Here is an 11,884-nt window from a genome sequence, read left to right as displayed (position 1 = left end):
CCCCTTGCAAAAGCCCCTTCAGCGTCCGCATCTGCCATCGAAAAAAACTCATAATTGCACGGAGATCGCACAATGAAGCGTCGTAGCTTGATCAAGGCTTTTACACTCTCGGCAAGCATTGCCGCGATGGGCATGGCCTGGACCGTCCAGGCCGCCGAAACCATCAAGGTCGGCATCTTGCATTCATTGTCCGGCACCATGGCGATCTCCGAGACGTCCCTCAAGGACATGGCGCTGATGACCATCGACGAGATCAACGCCAAAGGTGGGGTCAACGGCAAGCAGCTCGAAGCGGTGGTCGTGGACCCGGCCTCGAACTGGCCGCTGTTCGCCGAAAAAGGCCGTCAATTGCTGACCCAGGACAAGGTCGCGGTGGTGTTCGGCTGCTGGACGTCGGTGTCGCGCAAATCCGTGTTGCCGGTGTTCGAAGAGCTCAACGGCCTGCTGTTCTACCCGGTGCAATACGAAGGCGAAGAGATGTCGCCGAACGTCTTCTACACCGGCGCGGCGCCGAACCAGCAGGCCATTCCGGCGGTGGAATACCTGATGAGCGAAGAAGGCGGCAGTGCCAAGCGCTACTTCCTGCTGGGCACCGACTACGTCTACCCGCGCACCACCAACAAGATCCTGCGTTCGTTCCTGCATTCCAAAGGTGTGGCAGACAAGGACATCGAAGAGGTCTACACCCCGTTCGGCCACAGCGACTACCAGACCATCGTGGCCAACATCAAAAAGTTCTCGGCCGGCGGCAAGACCGCGGTCATCTCCACGGTCAACGGCGACTCCAACGTGCCGTTCTATAAAGAACTGGCGAACCAGGGCCTGAAAGCCACCGACGTACCAGTGGTGGCGTTCTCGGTGGGCGAAGAAGAGCTGCGCGGCATCGACACCAAGCCGCTGGTGGGTAACCTGGCGGCGTGGAACTACTTCGAGTCCGTGGATAACCCGGCGAACAAGAAATTCGTCGATTCCTGGAAGGCCTATGCCAAGGCCAAGAACCTGCCAGGCGCCGACAAAGCCGTGACCAACGACCCGATGGAAGCCACCTACGTCGGCATCCATATGTGGGCGCAAGCGGTTGAAAAAGCCAAGTCCACCGACGTCGACAAAGTCCGCGAAGCCCTGGCCGGCCAGACCTTCGACGCACCGTCGGGCTACACCCTGACCATGGACAAGACCAACCACCACCTGCACAAGCCGGTGATGATCGGCGAGATCCAGGCCGACGGTCAGTTCAACGTGGTCTGGCAGACCGAGGGCCCGATCCGCGCCCAGCCATGGAGCCCGTTCATCGAAGGCAACGACAAGAAGCCTGACTATGCGGTGAAGAGCAACTGAGCCCATGGGTGTCGGTCCTGGATCCCGGGACCGACACACAACCTTGTGGGAGCGAGCCTGCTCGCGATAGCGGTGGGTCAGCTAGAAATGATGTGACTGACTCTCCGCTATCGCGAGCAGGCTCGCTCCCACATAAGAAAGAAGTTCGCGCAAGGCCAAGCATATGCCCACCGCCCTCTACCGCCTCATCCTCGCCCTGGTGCTGCTATTGCCACTGGAGGCCCACGCCGGTGATGCCGAAGATTTCCTCGCCGCCAAGCCGCCCCAGCAAGCCACGCTGCTGGAAACCTGGGCCGCGCAACCGGAACCTGAGCGTGTCGAACTGATCAACGCCTTGCAACAAGGCCAGTTGACCGTCGACGGCCAGCCCAAGACCCTGCGCCTGAACAACCGCTTGCGAGGGTTGATTGAAACCGCCCTGGCCAGCCATCAACTATTGGCCGCTGACGCCAGCGTGCGCCTGAGCGCTGCCCAACAACTGCAAAAAAGCGCCCGCCCAGCCCAACTGGCGTTTCTCGATCGGCAACTGGCCGGCGAGCAGGACGAAGACGTGCATGCAGCCCTGAGCCTGGCGTTGGCGAACCTGCAACTGGTGGACCCCAACCCGTCGGTTCGCCTGGCTGCCGTGCGGCTATTGGGGGAAACCGGCGATCCGTTGGCTCGCACCCGCCTCGAAGGCCTGCTCGAACCCGGCGTTGAAACCGACGCCACGGTACGCACCGCCGCCGAAACCAGCCTAGGCCAGGTCAAGCGCAAGCTGCTGATCGGTGAATTGCTGGGCCAGGCCTTCAGCGGCATGTCCCTGGGCTCGATCCTGCTCCTGGCCGCCCTGGGCCTGGCAATCACCTTCGGCCTGCTGGGGGTGATCAACATGGCCCACGGCGAGATGCTCATGTTGGGGGCCTATTCCACCTACGTGGTGCAGATGCTGTTCCAGCGCTTCGCCCCGAATGCCATCGAGTTCTACCCGTTGATCGCCCTGCCGGTGGCGTTTTTCATCACCGCCGCCATCGGTATGGCTTTGGAGCGCACGGTGATCCGTCACCTCTATGGGCGCCCCCTGGAGACTCTGCTCGCCACCTGGGGCATCAGCCTGATGCTGATCCAACTGGTGCGCCTGGTGTTCGGCGCGCAGAACGTTGAAGTCGCCAACCCGTCCTGGCTGTCCGGCGGCATCCAGGTGCTGCCGAATCTCGTACTGCCCTACAACCGCATCGTGATCATCGCCTTCGCCCTGTTCGTGGTGGCGCTGACCTGGCTGTTGCTGAACAAGACCCGCCTGGGCCTGAACGTGCGCGCGGTGACCCAGAACCGCAACATGGCCGCTTGCTGCGGCGTGCCCACCGGCCGCGTGGACATGCTCGCCTTCGGCCTCGGCTCGGGCATCGCCGGGCTCGGTGGCGTGGCCCTGAGCCAGATCGGCAACGTCGGCCCGGACCTGGGCCAGAGCTACATCATCGACTCGTTCCTGGTGGTGGTGCTCGGTGGCGTCGGTCAGTTGGCCGGCAGTGTGTTCGCCGCGTTCGGGCTGGGCATCGCCAACAAGATTCTTGAACCGCAGATCGGCGCCGTGCTCGGCAAGATCCTGATCCTCGCGCTGATCATTCTGTTCATCCAGAAGCGTCCGCAAGGCCTCTTCGCGCTCAAAGGACGGGTAATCGACTGATGAACCAGCCCCTGATGCTCACGGCCGCGCAAAAGGCCGGCCCGAAAGTCACCCTCGCCGTCGGCGTGGTGATCCTGGCAGTGCTGTTGAGTCTGCCGCTGCTGTCGCTGTTGGCAGTGGATAACCCGCTGCATGTCTCGGCTTACACCCTGACCCTGGTGGGCAAGATTCTCTGCTACGCCATCGTCGCCCTGGCGCTGGACCTGGTCTGGGGCTACGCCGGCCTGCTCTCCCTGGGCCACGGTCTGTTCTTCGCCCTGGGCGGCTATGCCATGGGCATGTACCTGATGCGCCAGGCCGCCGGTGACGGCTTGCCGGCGTTCATGACCTTTCTGTCGTGGAGCGAATTGCCCTGGTACTGGAGCGGCACCGACAGCTTTGTCTGGGCCATGTGCCTGGTGGTGCTGGCACCAGGGTTGCTGGCGCTGGTGTTCGGCTTCTTCGCCTTCCGCTCGCGGATCAAGGGCGTGTATTTCTCGATCATGACCCAGGCCCTGACGTTTGCCGGGATGCTGCTGTTTTTCCGCAACGAAACCGGGTTTGGCGGCAACAACGGCTTCACCAACTTTCGCTCGATCCTGGGCTTTGGCATCACCGAGCCGAGCACCCGAGCGGTGCTGTTCCTGGCCACGGTGCTGCTCTTGGTGGCGAGTCTGTTCATTGGTTGGCGCCTGGCCCGCAGCAAGTTCGGCCGAGTGCTGACCGCCCTGCGCGACGCGGAAAACCGCCTGATGTTCTGCGGCTACGATCCCCGTGGCTTCAAGCTGTTCGTCTGGGTGTTGAGCGCGGTGTTGTGCGGCCTGGCCGGGGCGTTGTATGTGCCGCAGGTGGGCATCATCAACCCCAGCGAAATGTCGCCGACCAACTCCATCGAGGCCGCCGTGTGGGTGGCCCTTGGCGGGCGCGGCACGCTGATCGGGCCGCTGCTGGGGGCCGGTGTGGTCAACGGCATGAAGAGCTGGTTCACCGTGGCCTTTCCCGAGTACTGGCTGTTCTTCCTCGGCGCGCTGTTCATCGTTGTGACCCTGTATCTGCCCAAGGGTGTGATCGGGCTACTCAAGAAAAGGGGCGAATGATGCGAATCACACCCACAGCCGATTTCATGCTCGAACCCATACTGGATCCCAACAAAGACCAAGGCAGCAGTCGCGACGCCATCGGCCTCGGTCAGGCCGCCGGCAAGGGCCTGAACACCCGTCACGGCACCATCCTGACCCTGGAAGACATCAGCGTCAGTTTCGACGGTTTCAAGGCCCTGAACGCTCTGAACCTGTACATCGGCGTCGGCGAATTGCGCTGCATCATCGGCCCCAACGGCGCGGGCAAGACCACGCTGATGGACGTGATCACCGGCAAGACCCGGCCCAGCCACGGCAAGGCCTGGTTCGGTGAAACCCTGGACCTGACGAGCATGAGCGAAGTGCAGATCGCCCAGGCCGGCATCGGTCGCAAATTCCAGAAACCCACGGTGTTCGAAGCCTTGAGCGTGTTCGAGAACCTGGAGCTGGCGCTGAAAACCGACAAATCGGTGTGGGCCAGCCTGCGGGCCAAACTCACTGGCGAGCAACACGAGCGCATCAGCGAAGTGCTGGAGACCATCCGCCTCACGACGTCGGTCAATCGCGCCGCCGGGTTGCTGTCCCACGGGCAGAAACAGTTTCTGGAGATCGGCATGCTGCTGGTGCAGGACCCACAACTCTTGCTGCTCGACGAACCAGTGGCGGGCATGACCGACGCCGAAACCGAGTTCACTGCCGAGCTGTTCAAATCACTGGCGGGCAAGCATTCGCTGATGGTGGTGGAACACGACATGGGCTTCGTCGGCGCGATTGCCGACCACGTCACCGTGCTGCACCAGGGCAGCGTGCTGGCCGAAGGGTCGCTAGCGCAGGTGCAGGACAATGAGCGGGTGATCGAGGTGTATCTCGGGCGCTGAGGCGCAAAATTGCTTTTTATGTGGGAGCGAGCCTGCTCGCGATGGCGGTGTGTCAGTCAGCATCCATTCTGAATGTTCTGACGCTATCGCGAGCAGGCTCGCTCCCACAGGGGTTCGAGGAGAATCTGGAAAATGCTGCAAGTCGACAAGCTGCACCAATACTACGGCGGTAGCCACATCCTGCGCGGCCTGTCATTCGACGTGAAGGTCGGCGAGGTGACGTGCCTGCTGGGCCGCAACGGCGTGGGCAAGACCACCCTGCTCAAATGCCTGATGGGCCTGTTGCCGGCCAAGGAAGGGGCGGTGAGCTGGGAAGGCAAACCCATCACCACCTTCAAACCGCACCAACGGGTGCACGCCGGTATTGCCTACGTGCCTCAGGGCCGGGAGATTTTCGGACGGCTGACGGTGGAAGAAAACCTGCTGATGGGCCTGTCGCGTTTTCCCGCCGCCGAGGCCAAGGAGGTGCCGACGTTCATTTACGAATTGTTCCCGGTGCTGCTGCAAATGAAACAACGCCGTGGCGGTGACCTGTCCGGTGGCCAGCAACAGCAACTTGCCATTGGCCGGGCCCTGGCCAGCCGTCCGCGCCTGCTGATTCTCGACGAGCCCACCGAAGGCATTCAACCGTCGGTGATCAAGGAGATCGGCGTGGTCATCAAGAAACTGGCGGCCCGGGGCGACATGGCGATTTTGCTGGTGGAGCAGTTCTACGACTTCGCCGCCGAGCTGGCCGATCAATACCTGGTGATGTCCCGGGGCGAGATCGTGCAGCAGGGGCGCGGAGAAAATATGGAAGCCGAGGGTGTGCGCGGGCTGGTTACGATCTAGTCTGTAGCGCTCTAACGATAATCGGAAATCATGAGCTTACCTGTCTCCTTACTGGCGCCTTCGGCCCTGTTCACCCCCAGCTGGCATGCCGAGCTGGAACTGGGTTATGCCCGGTTCGGTGACTGCACGCGTCCGGTACAGCGCCGCCACAAAGGTCCGCTGCGGGTGCAAAAACACCTGTACGCCGAAGGCCCCGAAGTGTGCCAGCACATCATCGTCCACCCGCCCGGCGGAATTGCCGGCGGTGATCGGTTGGACATCGCGGCCCACGTCGGCCCCGCTGCCTGGGCGCAGTTGACCAGTCCCGGCGCGGCCAAGTGGTATCGCGCCGCCAGCCCGGCCTATCAGCAACTGAACCTGAGCGTGGCCGCGGGGGCGACCCTGGAATGGCTGCCCCAGGAAACCATCGTCTTCAGCGCCGCCCAGGCCGAACTCAGCACCAGCATCGACCTGCAAGGTGACGGGCGCTTGTTCTACTGGGACATGGTGGCCCTCGGCCGGCCGGCCAGCGGTGAACGATTTGACCTGGGGCACTTCCAGTCGCGGCTGGACATCCGCCGCGACGGGCAGTTGCTCTGGCATGAACGCCAGCGCATTGTGGGCGGTGACGGATTGCTCGACTCGCCCATCGGACTGGGCGGCGATCCGGTGTTTGCCACTCTGCTGGTGACGGGCGAGATTGATAGCGAGTTGCTGGAACGGTGCCGATCCCTGGGCCATGACGTGCGCGGCGACTTGACGCAATTACCCGGCCTGATCGTGGCCCGGTGCCTGGCGAGCGAGGCGCTGCTGGCGCGGGGTTGGCTGATTGAATTGTGGCGTTTGCTCAGGCCTGCATTGCTTGGAAGAGAGGCCATGCCGCCCAGAATCTGGAGTACATGAATCTGCTTTCCTGTGGGAGCGAGCTTGCTCGCGATGGCGATGGAACATTCAACATTAATGTCGACTGACACACCGCTATCGCGAGCAAGCTCGCTCCCACAAAGGATCTCCCACAAGGAGATCTGTGTTTACAGCAAGAATTTTTTATCTGCCCTTATGGATTGCACATGGACCTGACCCCACGCGAAAAAGACAAGCTGCTGATCTTCACCGCCGGCCTCGTCGCCGAGCGACGGTTGGCTCGCGGCTTGAAGCTCAACTACCCGGAGGCGATGGCCTATATTTCCGCCGCCCTGCTCGAAGGCGCCCGCGATGGCCAGACCGTGGCCGAGCTGATGCATTACGGCACCACGCTGTTGACCCGCGAACAGGTAATGGAGGGCATCCCGGAAATGATCCCGGAGATCCAGGTCGAGGCGACGTTTCCCGACGGCACCAAACTGGTCACTGTCCACCAGCCGATCGCGTGAGGCCGCACCATGACCTATGACATTCGAGACGCCCGCCACGCCGACTTGCCAGCGATCCGTGACATCTACAACGACGCGGTGCTGAACACCACGGCGATCTGGAACGAACAGGCCGTGGACCTGGGCAATCGCCAGGCATGGTTCAGCGCCCGGCAATCGCAAGGCTATCCAGTGCTGGTGGTGGTCGATGACGAGGATAACGTCCTCGGCTATGCCTCGTTCGGCGACTGGCGACCCTTCGATGGTTTCCGGCACACCGTGGAGCATTCGGTGTACGTACGTGATGACCAACGCGGCAACGGCCTGGGCTCACTGTTGATGACGGCCCTGATCGAGCGCGCCAGGGCGTGCGGCAAACACGTCATGGTCGCGGCCATCGAAAGCGGCAACGCCGCCTCGATTCGCCTGCACGAGCGGGCCGGTTTCATCACCACCGGGCAGATGCCCCAGGTGGGCACCAAATTCGGCCGCTGGCTGGACCTGACTTTCATGCAGTTGATCCTCAACCCAGGGGCGCTTCCGCCTGCCGTCGACAAGGAGTGATGCCTATGAACCCCGCCCAGTTGCGTCGAGTCCACGCCGAGAGCTTTGCACATTATCGCCAGGGCCTGATCGATCTGTTGCTCGACGCTGTCGGCTATGGCGCCAGCGTGGGGTTCATGGCCGATCTCGATGCGGTCCAGGCACGCGCCTATTTCGATGAGGTTCAGGCCAGTCTCAACCAGGGCCACTTGCTGCTGTGGGTGGTGGTCAAGGATGAACAGGTGCAGGCCAGCGTCCAACTTGCCCTGTGCCAGAAACCCAACGGTCTCAACCGTGCCGAAGTGCAAAAGCTGCTGGTGCGCGGCGAGGCTCGCCGCCGCGGCCTGGGCCAGCAATTGATGAGCGCCCTGGAACTCGGCGCCCGCCAGCACAAGCGCGGCCTGTTGTACCTCGACACGGAGGCTGGTTCCGAGGCCGAGGCATTCTACCGCGCCATGGGCTACACCCGCGTCGGTGAACTGCCCGACTACTGCCAGAGCCCGGACGGGACGTACACCCCGACCGCCATTTACTACAAGACTTTGGGGCAACCGCAATGATTCCAGGCCAATACCAGGTCCAGCCCGGCGACATCGAACTCAACGTCGGTCGCCGCACCCTCACCCTGAACGTCGCCAACAGCGGCGACCGGCCGATCCAGGTCGGCTCGCACTATCACTTTTTCGAAACCAACGACGCCCTGACCTTCGACCGCGCCGCCAGCCGTGGCATGCGCCTGAACATTCCGGCCGGCACCGCGGTGCGCTTCGAACCGGGCCAGAGCCGCGAGGTGGAACTGGTGGATTTGGCGGGGCATCGCCGGGTGTTCGGGTTTGCCGGGCGGGTGATGGGCGACCTTTAAGCCATGGAGGCCTGTACTGGCCTCATCGCGAGCAAGCTCGCTCCCACATTTGATCGCGTATCCCTGTGGGAGCGAGCTTGCTCGCGATAAGTGAGCGCAGCGAACGGTTTCAACATTCAATTGAATCTCAAGGCAAGCACATGAAAATCTCCCGCCAAGCCTACGCCGACATGTTCGGCCCCACCGTCGGCGACAAGGTCCGCTTGGCCGACACCGAACTGTGGATCGAGGTGGAAAAGGACTTCACCACCTATGGCGAAGAAGTGAAATTCGGCGGCGGCAAAGTGATTCGCGACGGCATGGGCCAGAGCCAGCTGCTGGCCGCCGAGGTCGTCGACACGCTGATCACCAACGCGCTGATCATCGATCACTGGGGCATCGTCAAGGCCGATGTCGGTCTCAAGGACGGGCGCATCAAAGCCATCGGCAAGGCCGGTAACCCGGACATCCAGCCCGATGTGACCATCGCCATTGGCGCCAGCACCGAAGTGATCGCCGGTGAGGGCATGATCCTCACCGCCGGCGGTATCGACACCCACATTCACTTCATCTGCCCGCAGCAGATCGAAGAAGCCTTGATGAGCGGTGTCACCACCATGATCGGCGGCGGTACGGGCCCGGCCACCGGGACCAATGCCACCACCTGCACCTCCGGGCCGTGGCACCTGGCGCGCATGCTCCAGGCCGCCGACGCTTTCCCAATGAACATCGGCTTCACCGGCAAGGGCAACGCCAGCCTGCCAGAGCCGTTGATCGAGCAAGTCAAGGCCGGTGCCATCGGCCTGAAGCTGCACGAAGACTGGGGCACCACCCCGGCGGCCATCGACAACTGCCTGAGCGTGGCCGACCAGTACGACGTGCAGGTGGCGATCCATACCGACACCCTCAACGAATCGGGTTTCGTGGAAACCACCCTGGCCGCGTTCAAGGGCCGCACCATCCACACCTACCACACCGAAGGCGCCGGTGGCGGCCATGCGCCAGACATCATCAAGGCCTGCGGCTTTGCCAATGTGTTGCCCAGCTCCACCAACCCGACCCGGCCGTTCACCCGCAACACCATCGACGAACACCTGGACATGCTGATGGTCTGCCATCACCTGGACCCGAGCATCGCCGAAGACGTGGCCTTCGCTGAAAGCCGCATCCGTCGTGAAACCATCGCCGCCGAAGACATCCTCCACGACCTGGGCGCGTTCTCGATGATCAGTTCCGACAGCCAGGCCATGGGCCGCGTCGGCGAAGTCATCACCCGCACCTGGCAGACCGCCGACAAGATGAAAAAGCAACGCGGCGCCCTGCCCGGCGATGGCGAAGGCAACGACAATTTCCGCATCAAGCGCTACATCGCCAAGTACACCATCAACCCGGCGATCACCCATGGCATCAGCCATGAAGTGGGCTCCATCGAAGTGGGCAAGTGGGCCGACCTGGTGCTGTGGCGCCCGGCGTTCTTCGGCGTCAAGCCAACCCTGATCCTCAAGGGCGGGGCGATTGCCGCCAGCCTGATGGGTGACGCCAACGCCTCGATCCCGACACCGCAACCGGTGCACTACCGACCGATGTTCGCAAGCTTCGGCGGCTCGCGGCACGCCACCAGCCTGACGTTCATCAGTCAGGCCGCCGCCGAGGCGGGGCTGCCCGAACAGCTTGGACTAAAGAAGAGAATTGCCGTGGTCAAAGGCTGCCGGAATGTGCAGAAAACCGACCTGATCCACAACGACTACCTGCCGAACATCGATGTCGATCCACAGACCTACCAGGTCAAGGCCGATGGGGTGTTGTTGTGGTGTGAACCGGCTGATGTGCTGCCGATGGCGCAGCGCTATTTTCTGTTTTGAGGTGAATCAGGCCAGACACATAACCCTGTGGCGAGGGAGCTTGCTCCCGCTCGGTTGTGCAGCAACCGCCAAAGGAGGGGGCTGCTACGCAGCCCAGCGGGAGCAAGCTCCCTCGCCACAGAATGAGGAAATCATGTGCCTGGCCCTGGTCTCGGGCAGGCTTAATCAACCTACTCCACCAACCGCCCCAACCGCTGCTTGAGCATGCGGTTTTCGCTGCGCAGTTGCTGCACTTCTTCCAGCAGGTCCAGCGCCAGGGCGACACCTTCCCATTCCAGTTCCAGCTCGCGGCGCAGCTTGGCCGCACGCCGGGCCAAGACCAGTTCGTAATCGGTGAAGCGCCAATCCGCCGGGGCCGCGCCATGGGGTTCGAGAATGCCATGCTCGACGATTTCGATCACATGGACATCCGCCAACGCAGCGGCCTCGCAAAATTCCATCAGGTTCAGTTCAATGATCGGGTTGTTCATGGTCTGCTTCTCCCAATGCTTTAACTGTCGAGTCTAGCGCCTCAAAACAGTCAGAAATTCTCCCGCGGATCGAACGCAGCCTTCTTCGCCAGCTCCGCCCACAACGCCTTGACTGCCTCGTCGCTGGCCTTGGGCATCACGGCCTTGAGCTGTACGAACAGGTAACCGCGCTCGCCGGCCTTGTTGCGCAGGCCGTGGCCCTTGGCGCGCATGCGCTGGCCGTTCTGGCTGCCGGCCGGAACCTTGAGGTTGATCTTGCCGGTGAGGGTCGGCACCGCCACTTCAGTGCCCAGCGCCAATTCCCACGGCGCCAGGGGCAAGGTGATGATCAGATCCTGGCCTTCGACGTCGAACTTGGGGTGCGGGGCAAAACGAATGGTCAGGTACAAATCGCCATTGGCACCGCCGCCAATACCCGGCGCACCCTGGCCCTTGAGGCGAATACGTTCGCCGTCGGTCACGCCCAGGGGAATCTTCACGTTCAGACTTTTGCTGGTATTGCTGACGTGCTGGCCGGCGGCGTTGTACTGCGGCACCTGGAAGCTGACCTTCTTCGATTCGCTCGACAGGGTCTCTTCCAGGAAAATCGGTAGTTCCATTTCCACGTCTTGCCCTCGACGGCCGGTGCTGCGGCCTGACTGTCCGCCACCGAAACCCGGCCCGCGATTACCAAAAATCGAGCTGAAGAAATCCGAAAAATCGCCGGTGTCCTGTCCACCGCCAAAGCCGCCCCGGCTTTGCCAGCCCGGCGGTCCCTGGAAAGGCTGGCCGTGCTGGCCATAGCGACGCAGGTCATCGTACTCGGCGCGTTTGTCGGCGCTCTTCAGCGCTTCATAGGCTTCGGAGACGTCCTTGAATTTGGTCTCGGCATCCTTTTCCTTACTCACATCCGGGTGGTATTTGCGGGCCAGTTTGCGATAAGCAGCCTTGATCGTGGCGTCATCAGCCGTCGGCTCCACACCCAGAATCTTGTAATAGTCTTTGAAGTCCATCGAAGGATCACCATCCGTTATCGATATCGCACCGCCACCCGCAGCATGCTCGTGATACAAGTCCTGGGGTTTGA

General features: G+C 62.3%; 13 protein-coding genes. 11 read left to right on the top strand and 2 right to left on the bottom strand.

Annotation, left to right across the window (positions count from 1 at the left end; translation table 11 throughout):
* Positions 1-72 precede the first annotated feature (72 nt).
* The 11 genes from urtA (at position 73) to ureC (ending at position 10,348) form a co-directional block, all read left to right on the top strand.
* Positions 73-1,338 (top strand): urea ABC transporter substrate-binding protein, encoded by a 1,266-nt coding sequence (gene urtA / locus QOM08_RS02905; protein WP_058545695.1) that lies wholly within the window; start codon positions 73-75, stop codon positions 1,336-1,338.
* A 163-nt stretch (positions 1,339-1,501) separates the two neighbouring features.
* Positions 1,502-3,004: an urea ABC transporter permease subunit UrtB gene (gene urtB / locus QOM08_RS02900; protein WP_139048494.1), complete on the top strand. Its 1,503-nt coding sequence runs from the start codon at positions 1,502-1,504 to the stop codon at positions 3,002-3,004.
* Positions 3,004-4,080 carry an urea ABC transporter permease subunit UrtC gene (gene urtC, locus QOM08_RS02895; RefSeq protein WP_316912536.1) on the top strand — a complete coding sequence of 359 codons (1,077 nt, stop codon included), beginning with the start codon at positions 3,004-3,006 and terminating at the stop codon, positions 4,078-4,080. Before urtB ends, urtC begins: the two co-directional genes overlap by 1 nt.
* The gene (gene urtD, locus QOM08_RS02890) at positions 4,080-4,940 is read left to right on the top strand and encodes an urea ABC transporter ATP-binding protein UrtD (protein ID WP_047227437.1); all 861 of its coding nucleotides are present in this window, start codon (positions 4,080-4,082) and stop codon (positions 4,938-4,940) included. Before urtC ends, urtD begins: the two co-directional genes overlap by 1 nt.
* 132 nt (positions 4,941-5,072) lie before the next feature.
* Positions 5,073-5,771 (top strand): urea ABC transporter ATP-binding subunit UrtE, encoded by a 699-nt coding sequence (urtE, locus tag QOM08_RS02885; RefSeq protein ID WP_274090540.1) that lies wholly within the window; start codon positions 5,073-5,075, stop codon positions 5,769-5,771.
* A 30-nt stretch (positions 5,772-5,801) separates the two neighbouring features.
* A complete protein-coding gene (locus tag QOM08_RS02880; RefSeq protein ID WP_316912535.1) occupies positions 5,802-6,653 on the top strand; it encodes an urease accessory protein UreD in 852 nt (283 codons plus the stop codon).
* 167 nt (positions 6,654-6,820) lie between these two features.
* Entirely contained in the window at positions 6,821-7,123 is a 303-nt protein-coding gene (ureA, locus tag QOM08_RS02875) for an urease subunit gamma (protein WP_047227360.1), read from the top strand.
* A gap of 9 nt (positions 7,124-7,132) precedes the next feature.
* Complete coding sequence (locus QOM08_RS02870; RefSeq protein WP_047227359.1) at positions 7,133-7,666, top strand: GNAT family N-acetyltransferase; 534 nt, start codon at positions 7,133-7,135, stop codon at positions 7,664-7,666.
* 5 nt (positions 7,667-7,671) lie between these two features.
* Complete coding sequence (locus QOM08_RS02865) at positions 7,672-8,205, top strand: GNAT family N-acetyltransferase (RefSeq protein ID WP_003197345.1); 534 nt, start codon at positions 7,672-7,674, stop codon at positions 8,203-8,205.
* Positions 8,202-8,507, top strand: a complete 306-nt coding sequence (locus tag QOM08_RS02860) for an urease subunit beta (protein ID WP_014336352.1) — start codon at positions 8,202-8,204, stop codon at positions 8,505-8,507. The genes QOM08_RS02865 and QOM08_RS02860 overlap by 4 nt, the downstream gene beginning before the upstream one ends.
* 140 nt (positions 8,508-8,647) lie before the next feature.
* Positions 8,648-10,348: an urease subunit alpha gene (gene ureC, locus QOM08_RS02855; RefSeq protein WP_047227358.1), complete on the top strand. Its 1,701-nt coding sequence runs from the start codon at positions 8,648-8,650 to the stop codon at positions 10,346-10,348.
* A gap of 170 nt (positions 10,349-10,518) precedes the next feature.
* Here ureC and QOM08_RS02850 read toward each other — a convergent pair whose 3' ends face one another.
* Entirely contained in the window at positions 10,519-10,818 is a 300-nt protein-coding gene (locus QOM08_RS02850) for a chaperone modulator CbpM (protein ID WP_047227357.1), read from the bottom strand.
* A 50-nt stretch (positions 10,819-10,868) separates the two neighbouring features.
* The gene (locus QOM08_RS02845) at positions 10,869-11,810 is read right to left on the bottom strand and encodes a DnaJ C-terminal domain-containing protein (protein WP_047227356.1); all 942 of its coding nucleotides are present in this window, start codon (positions 11,808-11,810) and stop codon (positions 10,869-10,871) included.
* Between the last annotated feature and the right edge of the window lie 74 nt (positions 11,811-11,884).

The sequence above is a fragment of the Pseudomonas sp. P105 genome, from assembly GCF_032614175.1.
GTDB lineage: Bacteria > Pseudomonadota > Gammaproteobacteria > Pseudomonadales > Pseudomonadaceae > Aquipseudomonas > Aquipseudomonas rhizophila.
This window is presented reverse-complemented; position numbering and strand designations above follow the sequence as displayed.

What these genes read in the sequence shown, in the direction of transcription:
- QOM08_RS02850 (WP_047227357.1), bottom strand. Translation starts at nt 10,818, where the DNA reads ATGAACAACCCGATCATTGAACTGAACCTGATGGAATTTTGCGAGGCC.
- urtA (WP_058545695.1), top strand. Translation starts at nt 73, where the DNA reads ATGAAGCGTCGTAGCTTGATCAAGGCTTTTACACTCTCGGCAAGCATT.
- urtD (WP_047227437.1), top strand. Translation starts at nt 4,080, where the DNA reads ATGCGAATCACACCCACAGCCGATTTCATGCTCGAACCCATACTGGAT.
- ureA (WP_047227360.1), top strand. Translation starts at nt 6,821, where the DNA reads ATGGACCTGACCCCACGCGAAAAAGACAAGCTGCTGATCTTCACCGCC.
- urtE (WP_274090540.1), top strand. Translation starts at nt 5,073, where the DNA reads ATGCTGCAAGTCGACAAGCTGCACCAATACTACGGCGGTAGCCACATC.
- QOM08_RS02845 (WP_047227356.1), bottom strand. Translation starts at nt 11,810, where the DNA reads ATGGACTTCAAAGACTATTACAAGATTCTGGGTGTGGAGCCGACGGCT.
- urtC (WP_316912536.1), top strand. Translation starts at nt 3,004, where the DNA reads ATGAACCAGCCCCTGATGCTCACGGCCGCGCAAAAGGCCGGCCCGAAA.
- QOM08_RS02870 (WP_047227359.1), top strand. Translation starts at nt 7,133, where the DNA reads ATGACCTATGACATTCGAGACGCCCGCCACGCCGACTTGCCAGCGATC.
- ureC (WP_047227358.1), top strand. Translation starts at nt 8,648, where the DNA reads ATGAAAATCTCCCGCCAAGCCTACGCCGACATGTTCGGCCCCACCGTC.
- QOM08_RS02860 (WP_014336352.1), top strand. Translation starts at nt 8,202, where the DNA reads ATGATTCCAGGCCAATACCAGGTCCAGCCCGGCGACATCGAACTCAAC.
- QOM08_RS02865 (WP_003197345.1), top strand. Translation starts at nt 7,672, where the DNA reads ATGAACCCCGCCCAGTTGCGTCGAGTCCACGCCGAGAGCTTTGCACAT.
- QOM08_RS02880 (WP_316912535.1), top strand. Translation starts at nt 5,802, where the DNA reads ATGAGCTTACCTGTCTCCTTACTGGCGCCTTCGGCCCTGTTCACCCCC.
- urtB (WP_139048494.1), top strand. Translation starts at nt 1,502, where the DNA reads ATGCCCACCGCCCTCTACCGCCTCATCCTCGCCCTGGTGCTGCTATTG.